Origin of the sequence: Streptomyces sp. NBC_00210, assembly GCF_045160975.1 — a bacterium.
Classification (GTDB): Bacteria; Actinomycetota; Actinomycetes; order Streptomycetales; family Streptomycetaceae; genus Streptomyces.
Map to the genome: position 1 here is coordinate 3,984,869 of NZ_CP108120.1, position 26,899 is coordinate 4,011,767.

Annotated in this window: 21 protein-coding genes and 1 tRNA gene; 13 read left to right on the forward strand and 9 right to left on the reverse strand. The window is 67.6% G+C overall.

Annotation, left to right across the window (positions count from 1 at the left end; all coding sequences use genetic code 11):
• Positions 1–10: 10 nt before the first annotated feature.
• The 4 genes from OG729_RS18050 to OG729_RS18065 form a co-directional block, all read right to left on the reverse strand.
• The gene (locus OG729_RS18050) at positions 11–874 is read right to left on the reverse strand and encodes an NUDIX hydrolase (protein ID WP_405807062.1); all 864 of its coding nucleotides are present in this window, start codon (positions 872–874) and stop codon (positions 11–13) included.
• A gap of 90 nt (positions 875–964) precedes the next feature.
• Positions 965–3,952: a PQQ-dependent sugar dehydrogenase gene (locus OG729_RS18055; protein ID WP_405807064.1), complete on the reverse strand. Its 2,988-nt coding sequence runs from the start codon at positions 3,950–3,952 to the stop codon at positions 965–967.
• A 272-nt stretch (positions 3,953–4,224) separates the two neighbouring features.
• A complete protein-coding gene (locus tag OG729_RS18060; protein ID WP_360880578.1) occupies positions 4,225–4,695 on the reverse strand; it encodes a RidA family protein in 471 nt (156 codons plus the stop codon).
• Positions 4,692–4,850 (reverse strand): DUF4177 domain-containing protein, encoded by a 159-nt coding sequence (locus tag OG729_RS18065; RefSeq protein ID WP_003967454.1) that lies wholly within the window; start codon positions 4,848–4,850, stop codon positions 4,692–4,694. The genes OG729_RS18060 and OG729_RS18065 overlap by 4 nt, the downstream gene beginning before the upstream one ends.
• An 83-nt stretch (positions 4,851–4,933) precedes the next feature.
• On the opposite strand from OG729_RS18065, the gene OG729_RS18070 reads away from it, so the two are divergent.
• On the forward strand, positions 4,934–5,896 hold the full coding sequence (locus OG729_RS18070) for an ArsA-related P-loop ATPase (RefSeq protein WP_360880576.1): 963 nt from the start codon (positions 4,934–4,936) through the stop codon (positions 5,894–5,896).
• Positions 5,893–7,149 (forward strand): ArsA family ATPase, encoded by a 1,257-nt coding sequence (locus OG729_RS18075; RefSeq protein WP_405807065.1) that lies wholly within the window; start codon positions 5,893–5,895, stop codon positions 7,147–7,149. The genes OG729_RS18070 and OG729_RS18075 overlap by 4 nt, the downstream gene beginning before the upstream one ends.
• A 140-nt stretch (positions 7,150–7,289) precedes the next feature.
• Here OG729_RS18075 and OG729_RS18080 read toward each other — a convergent pair whose 3' ends face one another.
• Entirely contained in the window at positions 7,290–7,634 is a 345-nt protein-coding gene (locus tag OG729_RS18080; protein ID WP_360880570.1) for a WhiB family transcriptional regulator, read from the reverse strand.
• A 395-nt stretch (positions 7,635–8,029) separates the two neighbouring features.
• Between OG729_RS18080 and OG729_RS18085 the strand changes: the two genes are divergently transcribed.
• Entirely contained in the window at positions 8,030–10,249 is a 2,220-nt protein-coding gene (locus OG729_RS18085) for a transglycosylase domain-containing protein (RefSeq protein ID WP_405807067.1), read from the forward strand.
• Between the two features lie 118 nt (positions 10,250–10,367).
• Here OG729_RS18085 and OG729_RS18090 read toward each other — a convergent pair whose 3' ends face one another.
• Positions 10,368–10,832 (reverse strand): GatB/YqeY domain-containing protein, encoded by a 465-nt coding sequence (locus tag OG729_RS18090; protein WP_405807068.1) that lies wholly within the window; start codon positions 10,830–10,832, stop codon positions 10,368–10,370.
• A 204-nt stretch (positions 10,833–11,036) separates the two neighbouring features.
• Between OG729_RS18090 and mptB the strand changes: the two genes are divergently transcribed.
• The 4 genes from mptB to OG729_RS18110 all read left to right on the forward strand — a co-directional run bounded on the left by mptB (position 11,037) and on the right by OG729_RS18110 (position 15,040).
• The gene (gene mptB, locus OG729_RS18095) at positions 11,037–12,473 is read left to right on the forward strand and encodes a polyprenol phosphomannose-dependent alpha 1,6 mannosyltransferase MptB (protein WP_405807070.1); all 1,437 of its coding nucleotides are present in this window, start codon (positions 11,037–11,039) and stop codon (positions 12,471–12,473) included.
• Positions 12,474–12,528: 55 nt separating this feature from the next.
• Positions 12,529–14,022: a glycosyltransferase 87 family protein gene (locus tag OG729_RS18100; RefSeq protein WP_405807071.1), complete on the forward strand. Its 1,494-nt coding sequence runs from the start codon at positions 12,529–12,531 to the stop codon at positions 14,020–14,022.
• Positions 13,917–14,843 carry a metallophosphoesterase gene (locus OG729_RS18105; RefSeq protein WP_360880515.1) on the forward strand — a complete coding sequence of 309 codons (927 nt, stop codon included), beginning with the start codon at positions 13,917–13,919 and terminating at the stop codon, positions 14,841–14,843. Before OG729_RS18100 ends, OG729_RS18105 begins: the two co-directional genes overlap by 106 nt.
• Positions 14,844–14,966: 123 nt before the next feature.
• Positions 14,967–15,040: transfer RNA gene (locus OG729_RS18110), tRNA-Pro, on the forward strand.
• Positions 15,041–15,567: 527 nt separating this feature from the next.
• On the opposite strand, the gene OG729_RS18115 is transcribed toward OG729_RS18110, so the two are convergent.
• Positions 15,568–16,134, reverse strand: a complete 567-nt coding sequence (locus OG729_RS18115) for a hypothetical protein (protein WP_405807072.1) — start codon at positions 16,132–16,134, stop codon at positions 15,568–15,570.
• Positions 16,135–16,833: 699 nt separating this feature from the next.
• Here OG729_RS18115 and OG729_RS18120 point away from each other — a divergent pair.
• The 3 genes from OG729_RS18120 (at position 16,834) to OG729_RS18130 (ending at position 19,706) form a co-directional block, all read left to right on the forward strand.
• Positions 16,834–18,114, forward strand: coding sequence for an IS701 family transposase (locus OG729_RS18120; protein ID WP_405803592.1), 1,281 nt, complete (start codon positions 16,834–16,836; stop codon positions 18,112–18,114).
• A gap of 437 nt (positions 18,115–18,551) precedes the next feature.
• The gene (locus OG729_RS18125) at positions 18,552–19,214 is read left to right on the forward strand and encodes a hypothetical protein (RefSeq protein WP_360880512.1); all 663 of its coding nucleotides are present in this window, start codon (positions 18,552–18,554) and stop codon (positions 19,212–19,214) included.
• Between the two features lie 9 nt (positions 19,215–19,223).
• Positions 19,224–19,706: a CinA family protein gene (locus OG729_RS18130; protein ID WP_405807073.1), complete on the forward strand. Its 483-nt coding sequence runs from the start codon at positions 19,224–19,226 to the stop codon at positions 19,704–19,706.
• A 70-nt stretch (positions 19,707–19,776) separates the two neighbouring features.
• On the opposite strand, the gene OG729_RS18135 is transcribed toward OG729_RS18130, so the two are convergent.
• Entirely contained in the window at positions 19,777–22,761 is a 2,985-nt protein-coding gene (locus OG729_RS18135) for an ATP-binding protein (RefSeq protein WP_405807075.1), read from the reverse strand.
• 358 nt (positions 22,762–23,119) lie between these two features.
• Between OG729_RS18135 and OG729_RS18140 the strand changes: the two genes are divergently transcribed.
• Positions 23,120–23,566 carry a hypothetical protein gene (locus tag OG729_RS18140; RefSeq protein ID WP_405807077.1) on the forward strand — a complete coding sequence of 149 codons (447 nt, stop codon included), beginning with the start codon at positions 23,120–23,122 and terminating at the stop codon, positions 23,564–23,566.
• A 97-nt stretch (positions 23,567–23,663) separates the two neighbouring features.
• Here OG729_RS18140 and OG729_RS18145 read toward each other — a convergent pair whose 3' ends face one another.
• A complete protein-coding gene (locus OG729_RS18145; protein WP_405807079.1) occupies positions 23,664–24,599 on the reverse strand; it encodes a LysR substrate-binding domain-containing protein in 936 nt (311 codons plus the stop codon).
• A 91-nt stretch (positions 24,600–24,690) separates the two neighbouring features.
• On the opposite strand from OG729_RS18145, the gene OG729_RS18150 reads away from it, so the two are divergent.
• Together OG729_RS18150 and OG729_RS18155 are read left to right on the forward strand one after the other, a co-directional pair.
• Positions 24,691–25,839, forward strand: a complete 1,149-nt coding sequence (locus OG729_RS18150) for a diaminopropionate ammonia-lyase (RefSeq protein WP_405807081.1) — start codon at positions 24,691–24,693, stop codon at positions 25,837–25,839.
• Positions 25,840–26,274: 435 nt separating this feature from the next.
• On the forward strand, positions 26,275–26,850 hold the full coding sequence (locus OG729_RS18155; RefSeq protein ID WP_360880491.1) for a TerD family protein: 576 nt from the start codon (positions 26,275–26,277) through the stop codon (positions 26,848–26,850).
• The last annotated feature ends 49 nt before the right edge of the window (positions 26,851–26,899 follow it).

The window sequence follows — 26,899 nt, forward strand, 5'->3', positions numbered from 1 at the left end:
GTGTATTCCGTCATCGCGAGCCCTCCTTCGGGATGTGCTTGGTGAACTCGTCGTGGCCCGGCCAGCTCAGCACCAGTCTCCCCTCCTCCAGCCGTGCCTTGGCCAGTACGGGAGTGAGGTCCTGCTCCGCCGCCGCCGACAGTGCCGCCCCGGCCGTCGCGTACGGCTGAAGCGCCCGGAGCGTGGAGACCGTCGGCGGCATCATCAGCAGGTCGCCCTTGTCGTAGCCCGCCGCCGCGTCCTCGGGGCGTATCCACACCGTACGGTCCGCCTCCGTCGACGCGTTCCGCGTCCGCTGGCCCTTCGGCAGGGCCGCCACGAAGAACCAGGTGTCGTAGCGGCGCGGCTCGAACTCCGGGGTGATCCAGCGCGCCCACGCGGCGAGCAGGTCCGAGCGCAGCACCAGACCGCGCCGGTCCAGAAAGTCCGCGAAGGAGAGCTCCCGGTCGACCAGCGCCCGCCGGTCCGCCTCCCAGTCGTCGCCCGTCGTGTCGCCGACGACCGTGTCGGGGGTGAGGCCCGCGAGCAGGACGCCCGCCTCCTCGTACGTCTCCCGGACCGCCGCGCACACAATGGCCTGCGCGGATGCCGTGTCCACGCCGAGCCGGTCCGCCCAGTCCGCGAGCGGCGGGCCCGCCCATCGGACCGGCCGGGAGTCCCGTGCGTCGACCCCGCCGCCCGGATATGCGTACGCGCCTCCGGCGAATGCCATGGAGGCGCGTCGGCGCAGCATATGGACGGCAGGCCCGTCCGCAGAGTCGCGCAGGAGTATCACGGTGGCGGCCCGCTTCGGCGGCACGGCGGTGAGCTCACCGCTCGCGAGCGCGCGAATCCGGTCCGGCCACTCCGGCGGGTACCACTGACCATTGGACATGGACGGATGCTATGCGCATCCGTCGGGATGTTCGAGGGGCGGCCATGCCCTGCCGCCCCTCGACCTCCCGTCACAAACCCGGACCCCCCGTCATGTGCCCGCGTTGGAGTTGCCGCGGAGTTTCACGTTCGCGGTGCTCGCGTTCTTGACCGCCGTTTCGATCTGGGCCATCGACGAACCCGAGGTCAGCCCCGGCACGGTCGCCGAGTTCACCGCGTACAGCGTGAAGGTGTACGGATGGGTCGAGCCGCCCGGGCAGGGTCCGAAGAACTTCTGCGAGTTCGCCCCGCTGCCCATCGCCTTCTGCTTGGCACCGTCCTGACCCGGGACGTCGTAGCCGGACCCGAGCCCCTCGGGGAGGGAGAGTTTCGCCGCCGGGATGTCCCAGATCGCCCAGTGCAGCTTGTTGCCGCTGTTCGCGACGTCGGCGAAGACGATCGCATAGCTCTTCGCCCCCGAGCTGCCCGCGCCCCATGCCAGCGGCGGCGACGGATCCTGGCCGGCGGTGCCGTCACCGGCGCAGGTGTACTTCGCCGGGATGGTGGCGTTGTCGTTGAAGGCGCCGCTGGTCAGCTTGAAATCGCCGGGCTGCGGATTGCCGCCCGAGTAGACGATGTCGATCAAGAGGATCCGGTCGTTGCCGGCCGTGCCGTCCTTGTCCGTGGACGTGGTGAGCCAGATGTCCCCGTCGTGGTCGACCTCGACGGTGCGCAGCCGGTCGTACGTCCCCTGGAAGTACGTCTTCTGCTCGACCAGGTTGCTGCCGGGGTCGATGCGCAGCCGGTAGACGCGCTGGCCGACGGTGGTCGCGACGAAGACGTAGTCGTTGATGATGGTCAGTCCGCTGGGTGAGGCCGAGGAGGTGGGCCAGGTCTTCTTGGGCGCGATGTAGCCGGAGCAGCTGCCGCTGGTGCCCTCACAGTTGGGCCAGCCGTAGTTGCCGCCCTTCTGGATGAGGTTGACCTCGTCCATGTTGCTGTTGCCGAACTCCGCCTGCCACAGCCGGCCCTGGGAGTCGAAGTCGAGACCCTGCGGGTTGCGGTGGCCGAGCGACCAGACGGCGTTGCCGAAGGGGTTGTCCGACGGGATCGTGCCGTCCGGGTTGATACGAAGGATCTTGCCGTTGAGCGAGTTCTTGTCCTGCGCCCGGCTGCCGCTCTGGGCGTCACCCATCGACGCGTACAGCTTTCCGTCGGGGCCGAAGCGCAGCCGGCCGCCGTTGTGGAAGCGGCTCTTCTCCATGCCCTGGAGAAGGATCTTGTAGTCGCTGAGGGCGTTGTTCTCGTACTTCATCCGCACGATGCGGTTGCCCTCGGCGGCGGTGTGGGTGAAGTAGAGGTAGTGGTCGGTGTTGAAACCGGGGCTGATCTCGACGCCGAGCAGACCGCCCTCACCGCCCGTGCCCACGGCGTTGGGAACCTTGCCGATCAGCGTCTTGGTGCCCGCCTTGGTGAGCCGGTAGACGTTGAACGTGTTCCGCTCGGTGTAGATGCCGGAGCCGTCGGGCAGGAAGCCGAGGCCCCAGGCCACATCCACGCCGCCGGCGAGGGCCGATACGGCACCGGGGTCGGGGACGCCGCCGGGCTGGCTGCCGCCGGTGGTGACCGTGATCTCGGTGCTGAAGTCGGACTTGTTGCCCTTCAGGTCGAAGGCCCTGACCTTGAACTTGTACGCGGTGTTGGCCTTCAGGCCCGCGATCGTCGTCGTGGTGGAGTCGGCGGTGCCGGCCGCCGCGCCGTCGCGGTATATCTCGTACCCGGTGACCTTCACATTGTCCGTGGAGGCGTTCCAGGCGAGATCGACGCTGGTCGCGGTCCTTCCGGTGGAGCGCAGACTGCCCGGCACGCTCGGCGGCTCGTTGTCCGGCGGGGCGGGCTGTGTGGCGATGGTGACGGCGTTGCTCGCGGCCGAGACATTGGCGGCGGCGTCACGGGCGAAGACCGTCCAGTCGTACGAGGTCTCGGGGTTGAGGCCCTCCACCGTGGCGGCGAGCGTGCTGCCGTCGACCTGCTTCATCAACTGGCCGTGCTGGTAGATGTCGTAGCCGGTGACCTTGACGTTGTCGGTGGACGCGTCCCAGGCCAGCGAGACGGTGGACGCCGTCGGCTCCTTGTCCTTGCGGAGGTTGGAGGGCGGGGTGGGCTTCTCGGTGTCGGCCGGGCCGCTCGCCGTGACGGTGAGTCTGTCGAGGTTGGGGCCGTCGCCCGCGGAGGTGGTGGCGCGGATCTTGTTGGAGCCCGCCTTGAGGGCCGCGTTGACGGTGGCGGTCTTCCAGGTGGTCCAGGCGCCGGTGACGGGGAAGGCGAGGTCGTCGGCGGCCGAGGTGCCGTTCACCGTGATGTCCAGGGGGCGGCTTGCGGTGGAGCCGTTGGCGTAGCGGAAGTCCAGCTTGGCGTTGGCAGCCTGCGCGGAGTCGACGGTGAACTCCACATAGGCGCCTGTCACGGCCTGGAAGTTGACGAAGCCGGTGCCGAAGTAGCCGGCGTGATTGGACTCGACGGCGCCCTGGGAGATCGTCCCGGACTCGGCCTCGTAGTCCGTGCCTGCCTGGTTGTCGGCGGGAGTGACGTCGATGAAGTCCAGGTTGGGGCCGCCCTCGGCGGCGGTGGCGGTGGCGCGGACGGTGTTGGCGCCCGCCTTGAGCGTGACCGTGGTGGTCACGGTGGACCAGGTGGTCCAGGCGCCGGTGGGCTGAAAGGCGAGATTGGCGGAGGCGACCGCTCCGTTGACGGATATGTCCAGCGGGCGGTTGCCGGTGGTGCCGTTGGCGAAGCCGAGGGCCAGCGTGGCGCTGCCCGCGGCGGGGGCGTTCACCGTGAACTCGACATAGCCCCCGGCGACATTGGTGTAGTTGACGAAGCCGGTGCCGGAGAAGCCCGCATGGTTGGACTCGGTTGCACCTTGCGAGACGGTCGCCGATTCGGCCTCGTAGCGGACGGGCGCGGCGCTCACGGTTCTTTCGGCATGGGCGGCCGGCTGGGCGTTGCTCAGGGTGGGCAGGGCCACGGTTAAGGCTGCGGTGGCCGCGGCCACGAGAGCACCGGCCGCTCTGCGCGACCGGCGGGGGGTTGGTGCCACGGATCCCTCCTGCGTTCAGATGGTTAGGAAACGTTCCTAACCGTGGACAGGTCACACCCGTCGACGCGTCCACGTCAAGAGAGATGCAAGGGTTTACCGAAGACGAGTGAGGCCCCGCCTCCGCCGGAAGACCGGCGGACACGGGGCCTTGCACATGGCCTGACCAGGAGCTTCAGTCCCGTACAAGCGGCGCTCTGTGCTGAATGACGGGTCAGTCCTGAAGCGTGGACGAGGAGTCAGCCCTGGACCAGGAGTCAGCCCTGAACGAGGAGTCAGTCCTGGACTAGCTCGACCTGGATCTCGACCTCCACCGGGGCATCCAGCGGCAGTACCGCGACGCCCACCGCACTGCGCGCGTGCACACCCTTGTCGCCCAGCACCTCGCCCAGCAGCTCGCTCGCGCCGTTGATCACACCAGGCTGCCCGGTGAAGTCCGACGCCGAAGCGACAAAGCCAACAACCTTCACAACCCGGGCAATCCGGTCCAGATCGCCGACGACCGACTTCACGGCCGCCAGCGCATTGAGCGCGCAGGTGCGGGCGAGCTCCTTGGCCTCCTCGGGGGTGACCTCGCCGCCCACCTTTCCGGTGACCGGAAGCTTGCCCTCAACCATCGGGAGCTGGCCCGCGGTGTAGACGTACGCACCCGACACCACGGCCGGCTGGTACGCGGCCAGCGGCGGCACGACCTCCGGCAGCGTCAGCCCGAGCTCCGCCAGCTTTCTGTCGACGACGCCGGTCATGCCTTCTCCCGCTTCAGGTATGCCACGAGCTGCTCGGGGTTGTTCGGCCCGGGGACGACCTGGACGAGCTCCCAGCCGTCCTCGCCCCAGGTGTCCAGAATCTGCTTGGTCGCGTGCACGAGAAGGGGCACGGTCGCGTATTCCCACTTGGTCATGGAGCCGACTGTAGCCGCACCTCACCCGCACCTGCGGGCAGCCTCGTGCGTAGCCCGCCGCCCGACTGGTTAGGCTCGAATACGTGAGCAGGCTCCAGGTCGTCAGCGGCAAGGGTGGTACCGGTAAGACGACGGTCGCCGCCGCCCTCGCGCTCGCCCTCGCCACCGAGGGAAAGCGGACACTCCTCATCGAGGTCGAGGGCAGACAGGGCATCGCACAGCTCTTCGAGACGGAGGCACTTCCGTACGAGGAGCGGAAGATCGCCGTCTCGTCGGGCGGCGGAGAGGTGTTCGCGCTGGCCATTGACGCCGAACGCGCCCTCCTCGACTACCTCCAGATGTTCTACAAGCTGGGCAGTGCGGGCCGCGCGCTCAAGAAACTCGGCGCCATCGACTTCGCGACCACGGTCGCACCGGGCGTACGGGACGTCCTGCTGACCGGCAAGGCCTGCGAGGCCGTACGCCGCAGGACCAAGCAGGGCTCGTACGTGTACGACTACGTGGTGATGGACGCCCCGCCCACCGGCCGCATCACCCGGTTCCTCAATGTGAACGACGAAGTGGCCGGACTTGCGAAGTTCGGCCCGATACACAATCAGGCCCAGGCCGTGATGCGCGTCCTCAAGTCTCCCGAGACAGCGGTCCACCTGGTGACGCTCCTCGAGGAGATGCCGGTCCAGGAGACCGCGGACGGCGTCGCCGAACTGCGTGCCGCAGGGCTCCCCGTCGGCAAGGCGATCGTGAACATGGTGCGCCCGCACATCCTCGACGAGGATGCGGTCCGCAGCGCGGCCGGCGGCCGGCGCGCGGACATCGCCAAGGTGCTCACGGCGGCGGGCGTCAGCGGCTCCGCGAAGCTCGTCACCCCGCTCCTGGAGCAGGCCGCGGACCACGCCCAGCGCGTCGAGCTGGAGCGTGAGCAGCGCGCCACGCTCTCCGGCCTCGATCTGCCCACGTACGAACTCCCCCTGCTCAGCGAGGGAGTCGACCTGGCGGGGCTCTACCAACTTTCCAAGGAACTGCGGAAGCAAGGGACCGGCTCATGACCCTGGACGCGTCGGCCACCCTCGAAGTCGACCCGCTCATCGACAACCCGGCCACGCGGATCATCGTGTGCTGCGGCTCCGGCGGCGTCGGCAAGACGACGACCGCCGCGGCTCTCGGGGTACGGGCGGCCGAGCGCGGCCGCAAGGTGGTCGTCCTGACCATCGACCCGGCTCGCAGGCTCGCCCAGTCCATGGGCATCGACTCCCTCGACAACACCCCGCGCCGGGTCAAGGGCATCGAGGGCGAGGGTGAACTGCACGCCATGATGCTCGACATGAAGCGCACCTTCGACGAGATCGTCGAGGCGCACGCGGACGCCGAGCGGGCCCGGGCGATCCTGGAGAACCCCTTCTACCAGTCCCTGTCGGCCGGTTTCGCGGGCACGCAGGAGTACATGGCGATGGAGAAGCTGGGGCAGCTGCGCGCCCGCGACGAGTGGGACCTGATCGTCGTCGACACCCCGCCGTCGCGCTCCGCCCTCGACTTCCTGGATGCGCCGGGGCGTCTCGGGTCCTTCCTGGACGGCAAGTTCATCAAGCTGCTGATGGCGCCGGCGAAGATGGGCGGCCGGGCGGGGATGAAGTTCCTCAATGTCGGCATGTCGATGATGACGGGGACGCTCGGCAAACTGCTCGGCGGTCAACTCCTGCGCGATGTGCAGACTTTCGTGGCCGCGATGGACACCATGTTCGGCGGCTTCCGCACCCGGGCCGATGCCACCTACCGGCTGCTGCAGGCGCCCGGCACAGCGTTTTTGGTGGTCGCGGCGCCGGAGCGGGACGCGCTGCGGGAGGCGGCGTACTTCGTGGAGCGACTGGCGGCGGAGGAGATGCCGCTGGCCGGTCTGGTCCTCAACCGGGTCCATGGCAGCGGCGCCGCCCGGCTGTCCGCCGAGCGGGCGCTTGCCGCCGCAGAAAATCTTGACGAGGGCCGCATTGTGGATCAGAGGTCCGGGAAGACTGGTGTTCGTGACGCCACGGGCGCCTCTCCCGAATCCCCGTCCGTGGACGAAACCGACCACACCGACCACACCACGGAACAACTGACCGCGGGGCTGCTGCGCCTGCACGCCGAACGGATGCAGGTGCTCGCGCGCGAACAGCGGACGCGCGACCGCTTCACCGCACTCCACCCCGAGGTGGCGGTTGCCCAAGTGCCCGCGCTGCCCGGCGATGTACACGATCTCGCCGGCCTTCGGGCCATCGGTGATCGACTCGCGACCGGTGGTGGCGATCCGGCCGGAGCTGTGTAGAGACAACAGCGGGTTGATATCCCCTCTACGGGCTCCCGGTTCACGCGAACCTCGCGTGCGGGACCCTCGTGGGCTGCCCCGCGGAGGGCTACCCCACCGCGGACTGTCCCACCGAGGACTACCTCACCGTGTTCCGTGGGCTACCCCACCGCTGCGTACGTCTCGTACGTCTCGTCGTCGTCGAGACCCACGGGCAGAATGCCCGCGCTGCGCTCGTACTCCGTGCGCGCGGTCTCCAGCAGTCTTCGCCAGGAGGTGACCGTGGGACGCCTGCGCAGCAGTGCGCGACGCTCCCTCTCGGTCATTCCGCCCCAGACGCCGAACTCGACGTGGTTGTCGAGCGCATCGGCCAGGCACTCGGTCCGCACCGGGCAACCGGTGCACACCGCCTTGGCCCTGTTCTGCGCTGCCCCTTGTACAAACAGTTCATCCGGATCGGTAGTGCGGCAGGCTGCCTGCGCACTCCAGTCGGTTACCCAGCCCATGCCGGTGCCGTCCTCTCCCGAATCGAGGCTCCCCCACGGCGGCAGCGGCATATTCACCGCTGCCAGTTGAGGACGTTACGGAAGGTGGGCACAGCGCAACACCCCCTTCGGGCCCAATCTTGAATGGCCCGAACGGACTATGGGTACGCGGCAGATCACCCAGGGGAGTGAGGTGGGGGCATACGTGACTATCTGGACAAATGGGGGCAGTTCGGCTGAGCCACAACGGACGTCGGACGACGCATGAGGCGGATTCGGACATGAGCCCGCAAGATTCGGGATGCAGGGGGGTCTTGGAAGGGCTTGATGCAGAACCGCACGGCTGTGACAGTTGAGAGCAGCTTAGGCCAAGGCATATACGCGTGTCCGGCGATTCAGAACGTAGGCTGCCCCCCATGGCAAAGAAGCGCTCCGGCGGAGGTCTGACAGGGACCCAGCAGGCCGCCAAGTTCCTCGGTGTCAGCGTGCTCTCCGGAGCTGTGCTGGCAGGCATCGCCCTGCCGGCCGTCGGCGCACTGGGACTAGCGGCCAAGGGAACGGTGAAGGGATTCGACGAGATCCCCGCCAACCTCAAGACGCCACCGCTGAGCCAGCGCACCACGATCCTGGACTCGCAGGGCGGGCAGATCGCCACGGTCTACTCCCGCGACCGCACGGTGGTGCCGCTCAAGGACATCTCCCCGTACATGCAGAAGGCGATCGTCGCGATCGAGGACTCGCGCTTCTACGAGCACGGTGCGATCGACCTCAAGGGTGTGCTGCGCGCACTCAACCGCAACGCCCAGTCGGGCGGGGTCTCCCAGGGCGCTTCCACCCTCACCCAGCAGTACGTGAAGAACGTCTTCGTGGAGGAGGCCGGTGACGACCCCGACAAGGTCGCCCAGGCCACCCAGCAGACGCTCGGCCGCAAGATCCAGGAACTCAAGTTCGCGATCCAGGTCGAGGAAGAGCTGGGCAAGAAGAAGATCCTCGAGAACTACCTCAACATCACCTTCTTCGGGCAGCAGGCCTACGGCATCGAGGCGGCCTCGCACCGCTACTTCTCCAAGTCGGCCAAGGACCTGAAGCTGGAGGAGGCCGCGATGCTCGCGGGCATCGTCCAGTCCCCCAGCCGCTACGACCCGGTCAATGACGCGCAGGAGGCGATCAAGCGTCGCAACACCGTGCTGCAGCGCATGGCCGACGTACGCGACATCACCCAGGTGGACGCCGACAAGGCCAAGGCGGCCCCGATCAAGCTGAAGGTCAGCAAGCCGAAGAACGGCTGCATCACCGCGGCCAGCGGCGCCGGCTTCTTCTGCGACTACGTACGCGAGGTGTTCCTCTCCGACCCGGTCTTCGGCAAGACCAAGGAGGACCGGGCCAAAGTCTGGAACCGGGGCGGCCTGACGATCAAGACGACCCTCGACCCGCAGGCGCAGAAGTCGGCACAGAGGTCGATCAAGGATCACGTCTACCAGACGGACGACGTCGCCACCGCGGTGACGATGGTCCAGCCCGGCAGCGGCAAGATCCTGGCGATGGGCCAGTCGCGGCCGTACGGCTTCGGAAAGACCGAGACGCAGATCAACTACTCGGTCAACCAGGGGATGGGCGGCTCGAACTACGGCTTCCCGGTCGGCTCGACCTTCAAGCCGTTCGTCGCCTCGGCGGCGATAGAGCAGGGCAAGCCGCCGACGCAGATGTATCCGGCGCCGTACGAGATGCCCTATCCCTCCCAGGTGGCGACCTGCAGTGGAAAGCCGTGGGTCAACCTCGGCGATCAGCGCCTGGAGAACGAGAACGAGTCCGAGGTCGGTCCGTACGCCCTCAAGGACGCGATGGCGAAGTCGGTCAACACCTACTTCGTGCAGATGATCGCCGACATCGGTCTCTGCCCGGTGATGGAGATGACCCAGCGGCTCGGAGTGGTGCAGGGCAACGGCAAGAAGCTGCCCGAGGAGCCCTCCGCGCTGACCCTGGGCTCCACCGGCATCTCCCCGCTGACCATGGCCAATGCGTACGCGACCTTCGCCAACCGCGGCACGTACTGCACGCCGACCGCCATCGAGTCGATCAGGACGGCCGACGGCAAGAACCTGGAGGTGCCGCAGAGCACCTGCACCAAGGCCATGAGCGAGCGGACCGCGGACACCATCAACACACTGCTGCGCGGAGTGATCGATTCCGGTACGGGTCAGCAGGCGGGTCTGCAGAGCCGTGACAACGCGGGCAAGACGGGTACGACGGACGGCCGCAAGAACGCCTGGTTCGTCGGCTACACCCCGAACCTGTCCGGGGCCGTCTGGGTCGGCAGCCCCACCCAGCAGGTGAAGATGGAGAGGATCTACATCGGCGGAAAGTACGAGGACAAGGTCTTCGGTGGTCAGGTCCCCGGACCGATCTGGCGGGACGCGATGAACGGGGCGCTGGAGGGGAAGGAAGCGCCGCCGTTCAACAGCGTCGTGATCCCGGACCCGCCGAAGGAGAAGCCCGACAAGCCGGACGACAAGCCGGGCCATGGCAACGGCGGGCAGGAGCCGTGGCCGGGTATCTCGATCCCGCCGGACATCCTGGGCGGCGGGACCAACCGCGGCCAGACCAACGGCGGCGGGAACGGCGGGAAGTTCCCGTAGGGGCTGACTGCCTGTAGAAGCGACAGAGAGAGGGGACCCGGCCTGGCTGCCGGGTCCCCTCTCTCTGTTCTCGGTATCTACCGTGTTCTCTGTATCTACCGTCGCTGTCTACCGTCGCTCAGCCCGCGAGGAGCTGCTTCACCGTGGCGGCCACCCGACCACCCTCGGCGCGGCCCGCCACCTTCGGGTTCACGATCTTCATGACGGCACCCATGGCACGCGGCCCCTCGGCGCCGGCGGCCTTCGCCTCCTCGACGGCCTGCGCGACGATGGCGCGGAGCTCGTCGTCCGACAGCTGCTGCGGCAGGTAGGCGTCGAGGATGACGCCCTCCGCCTTCTCGCGCTCGGCCTGCTCGGGCCGGCCGCCCTGAGCGAAGGCATCGGCCGCCTCACGGCGCTTCTTCGCCTCCTTGGCGATCACCTTCTGCACCTCGTCGTCGGAGAGCTCGCGGGCCGTCTTGCCCGAGACCTCCTCCTTGGAGATAGCGGAGAGGGTCAGCCGAAGGGTCGAGGAGCGCAGCTCGTCCCGCGCCTTGATGGCGGTGGTGAGGTCTTCGTGCAGCTTGGACTTGAGGGTGGTCATGCGGCCAAGTGTGGCAGGTACGCAGATGTGCACGCCCTTGCATTTCGCGTGGTGGGGGTCGCGGGTGTCCGCGCCTGCGTCCGTCCGCGTCTCCGTCTCTCCCTGCGTCCGTCCGTGTGTTCGTCATGTGGCCGACATATGGCGGCCGCTCGATGGCGACGACCACGTCGCCTTGCGGCCACCGCCCGTTGACAGGCTGCACAGATGCTCGCCGTCCCCCTTCCCGTCGACACCCGCCGCTGCCAACTGCTGGGGCTGGTGGGCTCGGGAGCGCTTGCCGCGGGTGGCGTGACCGCGGGTGCGCTGCCCGTACGGGAGGCTCTTGCGCCGGAGTCCGGCCGGGCGGCGCTCGGCCTGGTCGTCACGTACTTCGGACTCGTACTGCTGGTCGCGGCCTGGGCGCTGCTTGGCCGGGCGGTGCGCGGCCCCGAACCGCCCGCCCCGCGCACCCTGTTGCTCACGCTCGGGCTGTGGGCAGCGCCGTTGCTGCTGGCGCCGCCCCTCTTCAGCCGCGATGTGTACAGCTATCTCGCCCAGGGCGCGATGGTCGACGCACAGATAGATGTGTATGCGAACGGGCCGTCCCGGCTCGGCGGACCGCTGACCGACGAGGTCGCGCCGCTCTGGCAGCACACCCCCACTCCGTACGGCCCGCTGTTCCTCGCCTGCGCGACGGCGATAGCGGACCTCGCGCGTACTGAGGTGTCCGTCGGAGTGCTCGGCATGCGCTTCGTCGCACTGCTGGGGGTCGCGGTGATGGTGTTCTGTCTGCCGGCGCTGGCCCGTCGCTGCGGGGCGGACTCGGCCGCGGCCCTCTGGCTCGGGGCGCTCAATCCGCTCGTGCTGCTGCATCTCGTCGGCGGGGCCCACAATGACGCGATCATGCTCGGCCTGCTGGGCGCGGGCCTGGTCGCGGCGCTCGGACGATGGCCGATCCTCGCCGCCGTACTGGTCACGCTCGCCGCGCTGGTGAAGGCTCCCGCCGCGCTGGGGCTGGTCGCTGTCGCCCTGCTCTGGGGCCGTCAGCTGGGGGGCCGGACGCCACGGCTGAGGGCCGGTCTTGCAGTGGTGGGCATCGCTGCGGCGACGACGGCGGTGACGACAGCCGTCGCGGGCACGGGCTACGGCTGGATAGGCGCTCTGGACACTCCCGTATCGCCGCAGAACTGGTCGATCACCTCATCACTGGGCCGGATGACCGGCGCGCTGCTTACGAGCGCGGGCAGCGGCCTGGCCGAATTCGCCGCCCCCGCCTGGCACTTGGCGGGACTGGCCGCCACCGCACTGACCGTACTGGTCGCGTGGCGGCGTCACCATCGGCTGCGTCCGGTGTACGCACTGGGGCTGAGCCTGATCGCGGTAGCCGTCCTCGGTCCGGCGATACGGCCCTGGTACGTGCTGTGGGGGCTGTTCCTGATAGCCGCCGCCGGGCCGGACAGACCCGTGCGGCGGGCGGTCGCGGCCGCGAGCGCGGTGCTGGCCCTGGCCGTACTGCCGAGCGGTTTCGCTCCGGAGGGGCCACAGCTGGCGCTGGCGACGTGCGGCGGGGTCCTGGCTGTGCTGGCGCTGTGGTGCGCGCATCGCATCGCGGGGCGTGGGGCGTCACATGCCGGGACCGACGCTCTGGGGAGCGCCGCATGACGATGACCTGGCTCACGACCTGGCTCATGACGACCTGCCTCATGGGGAGCGCGGCATGACCATGACCTGGCGGCCCAGGAGCACGCGCGGGCGGCTGTTCCTCGTCGCGGGCCTGGCGGTAGCGACCGCACTCTTCCTCGCGACGGTCCCGCTGCACCGGCACTGGTTCGACCTCCGCGTCTACTACGGAGCCGTCGACAGCTGGCAGCAGGGCGGCCGCATCTACGACTACCTCGTGCCGGGGACGCACTACGGCTTCACCTACCCGCCGTTCGCCGCGATCTGCATGCTGCCGATGATCCTGATCGGCTGGCCGGGCGCCGTCGCGATCAGTGTGCTGCTCAATGTCTCGGCGGCGGCCGCGGTGCTGTACTGCTCGGCCGCCGCGGTCGTCCGCCGGCAGGGCTGGAGCCGGTGGTACACGTTCGCCGTCGCGGGCTGTCTGTTCGCCCTGCTGGAGCCGGTCCGCGACACATTCAGCTTCGGCCAGGTGAATCTGCTGCTGCTGGCGCTGGTGCTGGCGGATGCGTGGCTGCTTTCCACGGGCGGCGGGAGGGCTGCAGGACGGGGAGGGACGGTGGGCGGCGGGCGGTTCGCGGGACGAGGAGGGGCCGCCGGCCTGGGGCGGCTCGCGGGCCTCGGCATCGGTCTCGCGGCCGCGATCAAGCTCACCCCGGCCATCTTCATCGGCTATCTGCTGGTCACCCGCCGCTGGCGGGCCGCCGCGACAGCCTCGGGTGTCGCGATCAGCGCGACGCTCCTCGCGCTGTGGCTGGCCCCCGGCGCCTCGCGTGTCTACTGGACTGACGCGATGTGGGACACGGACCGCGTGGGCAGGCTCGCCTATGTCTCCAACCAGTCCTGGCAGGGCGTACTGGCTCGACTCGCCGAACCGGACGACCCGAGCCGTACGGTGTGGGCGCTCGGCGTACTCGTACTCCTCTGCGTCTGGGTCTGGCGGGTACGCCGTGCGGTCGCCGCGGGTGACGAACTTGCGGGTTTCGCGCTCACCGGCCTGACTGCCTGCCTGATCAGCCCGGTCACCTGGGTGCACCACTTGGTCTGGGTCTTTCCGGCCCTCGCCGTCCTCACCGACGCCGGACTGCGCGCGGGCACGGAGGACCCGCGGCGAAGGAGGCTGCTGCTGAGGTGGGCCGGAACGATCTATGTGCTCCTCTGCAGCAGCGTCGTATGGCTGTGGAGCTGGGGCGCCGGCGGCATCGACGGCTTCCTGGGGAGTAATACGTACGTCTGGATCTGCCTCGGCCTGCTGCTCGCGCTGCCACTGCGCGAAGGCGCGAGGTCGAACGTGCCGAAGGCGACGTCGGACGTACCGGCGGCGACATCGGGCGGGCCGGAGGCGATGTCGAGCGGGACGTCGGGCAGGCCCGGGGGACCCGCCCGCCCGCGCCCACAACCCACCGGATCTGCAACGATGGGCGCATGCACGCACGCTACGGAGTATCCCTGGGAATCACGGCATTCGGCGCGGCCGGCCTCGCCTACGCCGCCGGCTTCGAGGTCCGCTCCTTCCGGCTCCGACGGCTGACGGTCCCGGTTCTGCCGCACGGGATGCGGCCGCTGCGCGTACTCCAGGTCTCCGACATCCACATGGTGTGCGGCCAGCGCAAGAAACGCGCCTGGCTCCAGTCGCTCGCAGGCCTGCGCCCGGACTTCGTGGTCAACACGGGCGACAACCTGTCCGACCCGGAGGGCGTGCCCGAGGTCCTCGACGCCCTTGGCCCGCTGCTCGACTTCCCCGGCGTCTATGTCTTCGGCTCCAACGACTACTACGGCCCCAAGCTGCGCAACCCGGCTCGCTATCTCATCGAGAAGGCACGGGGCAAGCACGGCCTGAACGGCAACGCTCCGGCAGTCGGCGTGGTCCACAACCCGTGGGAGGTCCTGCGCGACGCCTTCGACGAGGCCGGCTGGGTGAACCTGACCAACACCCGCGGCCGCCTGAAGCTGGACGGCTACGAACTGGCCTTCACCGGCCTCGACGACCCTCACATCAAGCGCGACCGCTACGACGCCGTCACGGGCGGCCCGGAGCCGGGCGCCGACCTGTCCCTGGCCGTGGTCCATGCCCCGTATCTGCGCTCGCTGGACGCTTTCGCGGCGGACGGCTACCCCCTGATCCTGGCGGGCCACACCCACGGCGGACAGCTCTGCGTCCCCTTCTACGGAGCGCTGGTCACCAACTGCGACCTGGACACGGCCCGCGCGAAGGGCCTTTCCACCCACAGCACGGCAGGCAACGTCTCCTACCTGCACGTCTCGGCAGGCTGCGGCACGAACCGCTACACGCCGGTGCGGTTCGCGTGCCCCCCGGAGGCGACACTGCTGACGCTGGTGGGGCGCGACTGAGGACGGGCCTCGTAGAGGTGCGGAGCCTGCCGGTGGAGCCGCCTGGAGTGCGGCGAAAACCGGATTTCGTCTGGGAGCGCGGGTGGGCTAAAGTAATCGATGTCGCCGCGACAGCGGTGACATCGGGGTGTAGCGCAGCTTGGCAGCGCGCTTCGTTCGGGACGAAGAGGTCGTGGGTTCAAATCCCGCCACCCCGACAGCTGAAACACCAGGTCAGGCCCGGTCTTCCATCATGGAAGACCGGGCCTGACCTGCGTTCTGGATGTTTCGGGAGTGACTGGGGAGTGGATCAAGGAAATCCACTGCCGGCATGTGGATCTCCGTACTGATCGGAGGCTCAGGTGTCAACGATGATCGTCAGTTTTAGAGCTAGTTGAGTCCCAGCGCGGACCGAGTTTCCCTACGTCATCAAGTGCTCGCTGCGCTCGCTGTCCGACCGGCGTTCGGGCAGTGAGCGGATCACTGCCAAACCAAACCGTCACACGCAGCCCAGTCACACGGGACCGAGGCGGACGCTCGGGAGAACACCACATTCAGTCTGATCAGAGATCAGAGGTGCCGCGCCAACCGCACACAGGCAGAACGGGTAGGAGTGAAAGGGCCCCTGGGCGGCTGCAGTACAGCAGCGAAGTACAGCAACCAACAGAAGTCGACCATGGCCAGTACCGCCTATCAGCAGCCCCGGAGCGGCCTGTATGACCTTCAATGTCTGATCTCCCCAGAGCTACGGATCAGAAGGTTCCCGAACCGGCCGCCAACTGGGCGGCCAGGGTGCTTCCTGCAGGTCCGTCATCTCAGCGACCTGCAGGCTCCTTCTTGCGTGCTGATAGAACTCGGCCCGCGCAGTCCTGTAGTCGCTGAAGGCCTGGGCCCAAATAGCGGTGTCTCCCGCCTTTCTCCCGCGGGCCAACCACTCAAGATGCCAGAGGCTGCGGTTGAGTGCTCGTACCGCATCAGCCGTACGAGCGTCGGCCAGCAGGCTCATGGGTTCCACCATGGCTGATCGTCGGCGCTCGGCGGTTGCTGCTTGTTCCAATACGTCATTGGTCGACTCAATGGGCGCCGGGTGATCCGTCAAGTTGCGGCCGGCGGCCAGTCGCAGGTAGTAGCTGGCGCATTCCTTCACTGCATGGGCGTAGTCGCTGTATGCCTGAAGCAGGCGCTCGTCCCAACGTGTTGCCTGCTGCCTGCGCCACCGACTTCGCTCAGTCACCGCTCCAGCGGCGTACGACATGACGCCGCCAACAACCACCCCAACAAGTGCGGGCAGTTGGTCCGCGAGTCCACTCACTTGCCCCCCCAGCTGCTCAGATACTCGGCACTCATACCCATGCTCAAGCTGCCAACCTTCATGGGCTCACAGATTTGACCCGCGGCGGAACGTCTGCGGGCTGTGCAAGGCTGCGCGGCAGTGGCCGCCGATGACAAGCAACGCTCACCGATCCACATCACGTTCTTCGGCGACTAACTTGTGGCCGACTGACGACAGGGCGTCGTCATACCTTCACGGTGGCGACTCGGCCCACACAGGGAGCTGACTACACCCTGATCACCGAGCTGCGGCCTATCCGTGGACAGGATGGCGCAAGAGGATCAACGGCAGGCCTGTGACCAGTGCGAACGCCCGGGACGCAAGGGGCCTCCGGAGCCGTGTGCTACTCGGCCGGGAGCATGGCACTCAAAACCGAAGACGCGGCGCGGTGTTCCTCGCAGACGGCCCACCAACTATCGCCGCGCCTGTCCTCGACATGCACGCTCCAGGCTGCGTCGTTGGAGCACGGGGCATTCCAAGCACAGCGCTGGCGATGGGACTCTGTGCCCGCGCGATGCTTGTCCTGGGTCCACCTGATTGGCGGCTCAACTAGTTCCATGAACTCAGTGAAGAGGATGCATGCCGACGGCCGCAGTCGAATGCGTCTCGAAGTGTGCAACCACTAGTAGGACTCCGTTAGGTCTTCCGGTCGGGCCTGTTTGGGAGCATGTTGTGTGTGTGGACGCACACCAAGTGAACCGTGTTCGGGCGAAGTTGGCGCTATTCGTGGCTGACGTATTCGCGTCGGTGCCGCGCAAGGACCAGCGGGCCAAGGGCGACTGCTATCTGCGGGGACTGATGCTGGACGGTCGCCGCAAGTCCATCCAGGCGATGGCCTCGCGGCTGCCGGACGGCAACGAGCAGAACCTGCAGCAGTTCGTGAACCAGTCCACCTGGGATCCGGTGCCGGTGCAACGGCGGATCTGCGAACGAATGCTGCCGCAGATCGCCCCGACGGCCTGGGTGATCGACGATGTGTCGGTGCCCAAGGACGGCCGGATGTCGGTCGCCGTTGCGCCGCAATACTGCGGGGCCCTGGGCAAGCAGGCCAACTGCCAGGTCGCGGTAAGCGTCCACGCGGCAACCGACACCGCCTCCTGCCCGTTGCAATGGCGCCTGTTCCTGCCCAAGGACTGGGCGTCCGACACCGACCGCCGGTCCACGACCCGTATCCCGCCCGATGTCACGCACCGCGAGAAGTGGCGGCTGGCCCTGGACATGCTGGACACCCTTGCCTCCTGGGGCATGACGCCGCCGGTCATCGTCGCCGACGCCGCCTACGGCACCAACGCGCACCTACGGGCCGCCCTGTCCGACCGCGGACTCGCCTACGTGCTGGCCGTCCGCGCGGATGTCACCGCCCAGCCGTTTGATGCGAAACCCGTCGCCCCGGACCGCAACGGTCCCATCGGCTGCTGGCCCCAGCCCCGCTACCGGCAGCCCGCACCGTCGGTGGCAGCCCTGGCCGCCGGCCTCGGACAGGAGGCATTCACCGCTCTCACCTGGCGGAACGGCTCGCGAGGGGAGTTATGCTCCCGCTTTGCCGCCGTGCGTGTGCGCCCCGCAGGCAAAGCAGTCGAGCGCGCTGTCAAGGCCGCCGCCTCGGCCGAACAGGGCTGGTGGGACGGGGTCCTGCCCGACTGCTGGCTGCTGATCGAATGGCCCATCGGCGCCGAGGCGCCGACCGATTACTGGCTGTCCAACCTGCCGGCCGACACACCGATCGCCGACTTGGTCCGTCTGGCCAAGGTCCGCTGGCGCATCGAGCACGACTATCGCGAACTCAAACACGGCCTGGGCCTGGACCACTTCGAGGGGCGTTCCTGGCCGGGCTGGCACCACCACGTCACCCTCGTGACCGCCGCCCATGCCTTCCTCACCGAACAGCGCCTGGCCCCAAAAGCGCCCGGACCGGTCTCACCCTCTACCAAGTCCTCGACGCCCTCCAGGACGTACTGAGGTGCTGGACCGGCATCTGCACCACATGCCACCAAGCCCTGCCCGCCAGGACACACACCGCGCCAAGATCGAGAACGACCTAACGGAGTCCTACTAGCAGTTGAGCAGGACTACCTACCAGCTCACGCCGGGGGCGGCACCGCAGATGCGAGGAGCCTTCGAAGCGCGTTGCCACACCTGGAAGGCAGCGGGCTTGGGGGCGCAGCTCCACTCGTGCCGCGGGCGCCGCGCCAATTGAGGCACTGGTTCCAGGCTGTGAAGATCGGATTCGGTCGGCGCCCCGCCGGGCATCGCTCACGTCATTGCGATGCGGCCGCCGTGAAGTCACGATCCGCGCAATGACTGCACGGTCTTCAGGATTCGAACAAATATAGCCTCCTTGACAGTTTCGATACTCCCGGGCGGATAATGACTTCCTACGCAGAGGGGGGCTGGGGGTGGACGACCATGCGTCACAGCGACTGCACAGCGTTCTTCCATTTCTTGCGACAGCACTAAGTGCCACTGCGTCAGTCATCGTCGCTCTTGCCGCAAAAAAGGAGGGAAGCAACTACACCCTCCTGGTATTTTGTGCCACTTTTTTCGCAATCCTCGGTGGCGCGTGGTTCCTCATGTTCGTAACACGAACCAGGAGCGAAAGAAAGAAGTATGACGTCTTCATATCGACCCCTATGGCGTCATTCTCATCCGATGAGGAATACCAGGAACACAGGCAGAACATCCGCCGAATAATAGACGCACTGGAACGAAACTATCATTTCACCGTCTACTACGCAGGCATGCATCTGCCAAGTCAGGAGAGTTTCCAGCAGCCGGATGTGGGTGCGCGGCAGGATTCAGCAGCGCTGCGACAGAGCACGCGATTCCTGCTGATCATGCCGCTGCCGCTGGTTTCTAGTTGCTATGTTGAAGCGGGGTATGCGCTCGCCCTGGGGAAGCCTTCCATTTACTACCATCACAGAGACGTAGAGCTCCCCTTCATGCTGCGGCAATCCGCCCAATACAACAGCGATTTCCCGCGCTGCAAGAAATACGAATACTCACAGATCGAGGATATCGTACGTCACATAGAGTCGAATGAGAGTTTACTATTCGATTAGGAGCTGTCTATGTCTCAGCAAGAAAGTTCCGCGCGGATGGGATCTCTGCTGCGCACCCGCGGACTCTCGATCAGCACAGCGGAGTCCCTAACAGGCGGAATGCTCGGCGCAGTCATTACGGGCGCTGCAGGGGCATCCGACTACTACGTCGGAGGCGCAATCACTTACGCGACCGAGTCGAAGGCTCAGATCCTCTCAGTGGCTGAGAGCGTCCTGGCTACGGAAGGTCCGGTGAGCCCCAAGACAGCTGAGCAGATGGCGAATGGCGTCCGACTTCTTTTTGGGAGCTCTCTCGCCGTTTCCACCACTGGTGTTGCTGGACCAACAGTGCAGGATGGAAAACCTGTTGGCCTGGTATATATCGGAGTGTCAGATGTTCGGCGAACAGTAAGCCATGAGTTCAACAGCGCCGGCGCAACACGCGAGGAAGTGCGACAGCAGACCGTGGATCGGGTACTGGAAATCCTGATCGAATATCTGGAAAAGGAGTAGCGGGCGCGGGGACCAGCGTGAGATGCCCACGTTCCCCCTCCACCCTTATTGATCGTTTGGCGGAAGCTTGTTAGCGACCGCGCAGTGCTTCCTCGACCCGTGCCAGATCGGGTGCTCCGATGCGCAGATAGATCGCCTGTGCCTGTCTCAGGCTGGCGAGGCCCCCGGTCGTGTCGTCGGTGCGGAGGAGGCAATGACCCAACCCTTCGATAGCACGCGCTTCCAGGAGCGGGGCGCCGATCTCTCGCGTCGGCTCCAGTGAACGGGTGAACTTGTCCTGGGCAGAGTCGTGTTCGCCGTGGCGGAGCAGAAGGTCTCCCTGGGTGATCATGGTGTCGGTCAGACCATGGCGGTGCCCGAATTCAGTGTGCAGATGGAGCGCCGATGCGAGGTCGGCCTCCGCGCCCGCACGGTCTCCGAGCGCATCCTTCACGACCGCCAGTTCCTTGAGCGTGCAGCCCTCCCCGTATCGAAAGGCGAACTCACGGTGCAGGCTGAGCGCCTGGATCAGTGTGCTGAGGGCGGTGGCGTGCTCGCCGGAAAGACGCTGGGCCACGCCCAGGTCGGTCAGGGCCAGCCCCATCCCGTAGCGGCTGCCGAGTTGGCGGTGCAGATCCACAGCCGAGGTGAGCGTAGTGATCGCGGCGCGAAGGTTTCCGGTGAGGTATTCGACGACACCCAATTCCTTGAGGGAGTAGGCCTCCCCAAACGTGTTGCCGAGCTCTGTATGGAGGCTCATCCCGTGGGCGACATGTGTGCCGGCCGCCGGGTAGTCGCCCATGAGGTAGGAGACCACTGCCAATTCGTTGTACGCGAAGGCCAGGCCGTAGGGTTTGCCGATGTCCTGGAACATCTCCAGTGCACGCGCCTGCGCGGTGAGCGACGCATGCAGGTTTCCCATCAGGAAATACATGGTGCCGAGTTCATGGAGCGTGTTGGCCTCGCCGAGCTTGTTGTCGAGGCTTCGGTACAGCGCTCCGGCCTGCTCCTGGCTGACCTGGTCGGCGGCGTAGTCCGAGCAGAGGCGTTGCGCGACGCCCAGTTCGTGCACGGCGTTCGCTTCGCCGAGGCGGTCGCCCACCTCCCGATAGGCTCTCTGTGCCTGCTGTTGGCTGCGCACCGCGGCCGGGTATTGGCCTTGCAGCCGTTGCACTGATCCGAGATTTCCCAGGGCCAGTCCCTGCCCGAGGGTGTCCCCCGTCCGGGTCGCTGCCTCCAGCGCGCACTGGTGCACAGCGACTGCCTCGTCCCAATGCCCTTGGATGCGGAGGAAGTCGTTCATCGCCGCCGCGATGTAGATCGCGTGGGTGGGACGGGCTCGGAACGCAGCGAAGTCGACGGCTGCGTGCAGGTTGGCACGCTGTTCTCTCAGCCAATCGAGGGCCTGTGCTGAGCTGTTGATCTCCGGTGTCCAGGCGGGGGGCCGGTTTGCCGTCGGCCGGGCCGAGGCGGGAGCCCGCCCGATGACGAAATGTGCGGCGTGCTGTGCCGTGTGCAAGTAGTAGTCCAGCATGCGGTCCAGTGCGGTCTCGGTTTCCAGGACCAAGTCCAGGGAGACCAGGGACTTTGCTTTCTGCCGCACGAGGTCGTGCATGCGATAGCTGCCACGCGCCGGTTCCTCGATGAGGTGGTGCATGAAGAGGTCGTCAAGCAGCTCTTGTGCCGTTGCCATCTCCATGTCGGCGAGTGCCGCAGCGACGTACGCGTCGATTTCCGAGCCGGGGTGCAGACCAAGCCGCCGGAACATGAGCTGAGGGTCGGGGGCGAGGTCGTGGTAGGAAAGATCGAACGCTGAAGCCACGGAGTCGTCTTCGGCACGCATTGCCGCAATCCGGTTCTGTGTCCGCGTGAGGTCGGCCACGAGGTCCCGGACGGTCCAGCTGGGATGGTGGGCCAGCTTCCCCGCGGTGAGCCGAATGGCCAGCGGCAGGTAGCCGCACAGCCGTACGACCTCCTCGACATGGGGGTCCGAGGGAAAGAGGCCCGGGCGGGCTGCCAGGCGAGAGAAGAGCACGGTCGCCTCTGTCGGCGGGAGCGTTTCCAGGCTGATCGGAACCACCCCTTCCAGCGCGGTAAGCCGACGGCGGCTAGTGATCAGGACCAGGCAACCCGGGGATCCGGGCAGCAAGTGACGAATCTGTTCGCTCGACACAGCATCGTCCAGCAGTAGCAATATCCTCTTGGTACGCAGTTGCTGTCGCCACAGCGCCGACCGCGTCTGCCGATCCGCAGGGATCCGGCTGGCGGGTACCCCCACTGCGAGAAGCAGCGAGACGAGAGCGTCTGACGGATCGACCGGGCGTTGCCCCGGGGTATGACCATGCAGATGGAGGAAGAGCTGCCCGTCCTGGAATCGCGGGGCAAGGAAGTGCGCGGTGCGCAGGGCGAGGGCAGTCTTTCCGATTCCCGCCATCCCGTCTATCGCGTGAATGTCAATGGCCCCGGTGTCCGGGTCCGCCGAGTCCAGGACCTGCACAATCCGTTCCAGCTCGGCACCGCGCCCGGTGAAGGATGCGATGTCGCGGGGCAGACTGAACGTCGCAGCCGCCCTGGCCGGCACCGCGAGTTCAGTGATCTGCAGCCCGAGCACTTCGAGTCGGCCCATGATTTCGGCCGTGTCGAGGGCGCGGACCAGCTCGGTCAGTTCCCCGGCGGCGGCATATTGGCGCAGGCCGGTGACGACAGCTTCGGAGACCTGTCCGATGAACTCCGCCGGCTCCATGTCCACCACGTCGCCGAAGGGGCGGCCGGTCGCATCGGCCACCCACTGCTCCAATTCGACCATTTGGCCTGCTACGGCGGCCGTCAGGGCGTCCCGCACGGATGGCGCACCGCCGAAGCTCAATTTTGGCGATGCGGCGAAGTATCGGGCGAGTCCGCGCTCCAGTACGGGCCGAACGGCTGGGTCCGCCTGGATCACGACCGTCCCCAAGGCGCGGCTCATGGTCTTCTTGAGTGATCGCTCGTCGTGTTGACCTCTGACCAAACGGACGCCGGAGTCGCTGCAGAAAGCCACCAGCCAACCCACAACAGCGCTTACGACATCGATCGCCACCACCGTGATGCGGCCCTCCCGCCAACACTCACGCGACGACGGTCACCAACCGCCTTTGCCACGGATCAGGCAGTGCCAGATTCAGAATGTTCGACACTCTTCGTGTTCAAGAGAACGTGCCCAGTAAGCATAGCGGGTAGCGGCCGAAGTTGGTCCGGTCGTTCCGCTCAGCAGCCACTGTCTTCCTCGGTTCAGCGACGCAGATCGCGGCGAGCCAGGCGTACCCGTCATCGCCATCATGAACTGCCTGGCAGGGCGCTGTTGTCATGCCCATTGCTTCACCCGTTCGGGCGCGTCCGGGTCGCCGCCCCGAGGCCTGCCGAACAGGCTCGGTGTCATCTCGACGAAGGAGCCTGCTATGGCCAAGACAACGACCCAGCCCAGCACCTCGCAGCACGCCGCATCAGGCCGCGGTGGTGGCAGCGCTTGGGCAATAGGCGGCGCCGTGTTCGCCGGTGTCCTGATGCTCGTGGACGGCGTACTCATGGTTCTCCAGGGCATCGTGGGCATTGCGAAGGACGACATCTACGCGCGGATCGGCACCTACGTCTTCGAGTTCGACTCGACCGCCTGGGGCTGGACCCACCTCATCCTCGGCGTGATCGTGGCCCTCGTCGGCGCAGCCATCCTCGGAGGGGCCGGCTGGGGTCGCGTCGCGGGTGTGGTGCCGCTCGCCCTCATCGCCAACTTCATGTGGCTTCCGTACCAGCCGGTTTGGGCCGTCGTCTCCATCGCCATCGCGGTCTTCGTGATCTGGGCGCTGTGCACGGATCGAGGGGACCGAGGGCGTTCGTCGGCCTACTGACGAGGCGCCGTCGCACTGGTATCGCTCGACGCCGGGAAATCCTGGCGGACAGCGACCGTCACCCGGTCCGGGCCCTCCGTGTCACGGCCCGTCGTTGTCAAGACAACGACGCCCTGTGGAGGGCCTGTCGGCAGGCCTGGATCGCAGGGTGCCGGCTGCGGCCGCGGCGTACCGCCGTGAAAAGCCTGCGGGACGCATGGCTGCGAGGGAGCAGGCGCAGGGGGACGGTCGGTGCACGGCCGCCCCAGACCAGGTCCGGGAGCAGGGCCGCCGCGTGGCCCTGCTCGACGAGGCGCAGATGGAGGAGGAGGTCCGTGGACTCGAATCGCACGTCGGGTTCGAACCCGGCGCTGCGGCAGAGGGTCATCGCCCAGTGCCGGGCGGCCGTGCCCTCCGGCTCCATCACCCAGGGGTGGTCGGCCAGCGAGCGCAGTGCCGCCAGCGGGTCGTCCGTCGGTCCGGGCTGAGGCAGGCCGCTCTGCGGGCTACCCGCGGCCGTCGGCCCCGGCCGAGCGAGCCGCAGAGGGTCCTCCAGCAGGTCCTCCTGTTCCACTTCGGCGGGGCGGGGATTCGGGTTGCCGGGGTACTCCTCCGCGATGACCAGGTCGAAGTCCCGTGCGAGCAACGCCGGAAGGGACTTCTCCGGTTCGTTCTGGGTGACGTGGACGCGCAGTCGGGGATAGGCGTCGCGCAGCAGCGTCAGCGCGCCCGGGACCAGGGCGAGGGCCGCGGTCTGGAAAGAGGCGATGCGCAGGGTGCCGGTGAGGTCGGTGAGAGAGGTGGCGATGTCCGCCTCGGCGCGCTCGAGCCGTTCGAGTACGGCTTCGGTGTGGGCGACCAGGATCTCCGCCTGCTCGGTGAGCCGGACGCGCCTGCCCACGGGCTCCAGCAGCGGGACGCCGACTTCGGCCTCCAGCTGGGAGAGCTGCTGGGAGACGGAGGAGGGGCTGTACGAGAGGGCCGCCGCGACAGCGGCGAGCGTGCCGCGGTGCTTGAGTTCGCGCAGTAGACGCAACCGGTGCAGGTCGAACATGCCCGCCCTCCGGATCGGTCGGCTTTCCTGATCAATATAGGTTGGAAACATGTGCTGGACCGAGGGAAGTGCCGGGCCCCACGCTGGTCGTGTGCCTGAAACCTCCTGCTCCCCCCGCTCCCTGCCGTGGTTCGCCAACCCCGACGCCCGTACCTGGACGTGCCCGCCCGCCCCCATCGGCGTACACGACTTCCACGCCTCCCTGGCCGACTACACCCCCACCCCGCTGCCCGAACTCCCCGCCCTTGCAGCGGAATTGGGCGTGGGGCGGGTGTTCGTCAAGGACGAGTCGTTCCGGCTCGGGCTGCCCGCGTTCAAGGCCCTCGGCGCCTCCTGGGCGATGCACCAGATCCTGTCCCGGCGCACGGCCACGACTCACTCCGACGGCCCGGTCACCTTCGTCACCGCCACGGACGGAAACCACGGCCGCGCCGTCGCCCGGATGGCCCGCCTGTTGGGGCAGCGCGCCCACGTCTTCGTACCTCAGGGCGTGCACCCGGCTGCCGCAGCCGCTATCGCCGCCGAAGAAGCGGAGGTCACGCAGGTCGCCGGGCCGTACGACGAAGCCGTACGACAGGCTGCCGACGCGGCCGCCGGGCCCGGCTCGGGTGCAGCCGGCGGGCCCCGCTCCTCGGTCCTCGTACAGGACACCGCCTGGAGCGGCTACGAGCAGATCCCCGGCTGGATTGTCGAGGGCTACTCCACGCTCTTCGCCGAGATCGACATGCAGCTGAACGCCACGGGCGCGAGGTCACCGAGCCTCGTCGCCGTACCGGTCGGTGTGGGCTCGCTCGCCCAGGCCGCCGTCACCCACTACCGCAGCCGATCGGCGGAGAACGCCCCAGCCCTGCTGGCCGTCGAACCCGACGCCGCGGCCTGCGTACTGACCAGCCTCACCCGCCGGGAACCGCTCAGCGTGGCCACCGGCGAGACCACCATGGCGGGTCTCAACTGCGGCACCCCCTCCAGCATCGCCTGGCCCTTCCTCCGCGACGGCCTGGATGCAGCCGTCGCCGTCACCGACGCCGACAGCGCCCGCGCCGCCCGCGACCTCGCCGCGCTCGGCGTCTCCAGCGGCCCGTGCGGAGCCGCCTCGCTGGCCGGCATCCGCGCCGCCCTGACCGGCGACGGCGCCGAGAGCCGCCGTACCGCCTTGGCTCTCGGACCCACCTCGACACTTGTGCTGCTGAGCACGGAGGGCACCGCCGCCAACCCTCACCTCGAGGAATGCGCACAGTGATCCACGTCGACGGCGACCGTCTGTGTCAGTCCCTCCCGGACCTACTTCTCGGGCACGTGAAAGCCGGTCGGTGCCCGCACCGCGGCAACCGCCACGTCCGCCGACGCGCCCGAACCACCGGGGGCGGGGTTCGTCAACCGGGCGGGGCTCGGGAGTCAGCCGTACCTCGACCTCGCCACAGAACGACCTCACGCAGGGGCGCGGCGTCGATGGCATAGAGCCGCCGCGTGCCCTCGGGCCGCACGGAGGCGAAGCCCCTCTCGCGGAGGTACGTCGAATGCGTGCACGTTGCCCGCTATGCCTATGCCGACCACCGTTTATATAAGTCAAAACTTAACGAATGTGGGGAACCCGAGCCCGGGTCCGCTCGTTGCCCCGGTGGGCAAAGGAATCGTCAAGAGGCGCGGCCCGCGCCGGATTGCGCAGGGGATTTCCATGGGAGTCAGCCTTTCCAAGGGCGGCAATGTTTCGCTCAGCAAGGAGGCCCCGGGCCTGTCTGCGGTCGTCGTGGGCCTGGGCTGGGACGTACGCAGCACCACCGGCACCGACTTCGACCTGGACGCCAGCGCCCTGCTGGTGGACGCCAACGGCAAGGTCGTGTCCGACCAGCACTTCGTCTTCTTCAACAACCTCAAGAGCCCGGAAGGCTCCGTCGAGCACACCGGTGACAACCTCACGGGTGAGGGCGAGGGCGACGACGAGCAGATCAAGGTGAACCTGTCGGGCGTGCCCACCGAGGTCGACAAGATCGTGTTCCCGGTCTCGATCCACGAGGGCGAGACCCGCCAGCAGTCCTTCGGCCAGGTGCGCAACGCATTCATCCGCGTCGTCAACCAGGCCGGCGGCGCCGAGCTCGCCCGGTACGACTTGAGCGAGGACGCCTCGACCGAGACCGCGATGGTCTTCGGCGAGCTGTATCGCAACGGCGCTGAGTGGAAGTTCCGCGCGGTCGGCCAGGGTTACGCGTCCGGCCTGCGCGGCATCGCGCAGGACTTCGGCGTCAACATCTGAGCCGCACGCGGCAGTTCGGCACCTCTGCGGCACTGCTCTGCGGCACTGC

Coding starts and splice junctions, on each gene's coding strand:
- OG729_RS18050 (WP_405807062.1), bottom strand. CDS start 874: ATGTCCAATGGTCAGTGGTACCCGCCGGAGTGGCCGGACCGGATTCGC.
- OG729_RS18060 (WP_360880578.1), bottom strand. CDS start 4,695: ATGACCGGCGTCGTCGACAGAAAGCTGGCGGAGCTCGGGCTGACGCTG.
- OG729_RS18065 (WP_003967454.1), bottom strand. CDS start 4,850: ATGACCAAGTGGGAATACGCGACCGTGCCCCTTCTCGTGCACGCGACC.
- OG729_RS18075 (WP_405807065.1), top strand. CDS start 5,893: ATGACCCTGGACGCGTCGGCCACCCTCGAAGTCGACCCGCTCATCGAC.
- OG729_RS18080 (WP_360880570.1), bottom strand. CDS start 7,634: ATGGGCTGGGTAACCGACTGGAGTGCGCAGGCAGCCTGCCGCACTACC.
- OG729_RS18085 (WP_405807067.1), top strand. CDS start 8,030: ATGGCAAAGAAGCGCTCCGGCGGAGGTCTGACAGGGACCCAGCAGGCC.
- OG729_RS18090 (WP_405807068.1), bottom strand. CDS start 10,832: ATGACCACCCTCAAGTCCAAGCTGCACGAAGACCTCACCACCGCCATC.
- mptB (WP_405807070.1), top strand. CDS start 11,037: ATGCTCGCCGTCCCCCTTCCCGTCGACACCCGCCGCTGCCAACTGCTG.
- OG729_RS18100 (WP_405807071.1), top strand. CDS start 12,529: ATGACCATGACCTGGCGGCCCAGGAGCACGCGCGGGCGGCTGTTCCTC.
- OG729_RS18105 (WP_360880515.1), top strand. CDS start 13,917: ATGCACGCACGCTACGGAGTATCCCTGGGAATCACGGCATTCGGCGCG.
- OG729_RS18130 (WP_405807073.1), top strand. CDS start 19,224: ATGTCTCAGCAAGAAAGTTCCGCGCGGATGGGATCTCTGCTGCGCACC.
- OG729_RS18140 (WP_405807077.1), top strand. CDS start 23,120: ATGGCCAAGACAACGACCCAGCCCAGCACCTCGCAGCACGCCGCATCA.
- OG729_RS18145 (WP_405807079.1), bottom strand. CDS start 24,599: ATGTTCGACCTGCACCGGTTGCGTCTACTGCGCGAACTCAAGCACCGC.
- OG729_RS18155 (WP_360880491.1), top strand. CDS start 26,275: ATGGGAGTCAGCCTTTCCAAGGGCGGCAATGTTTCGCTCAGCAAGGAG.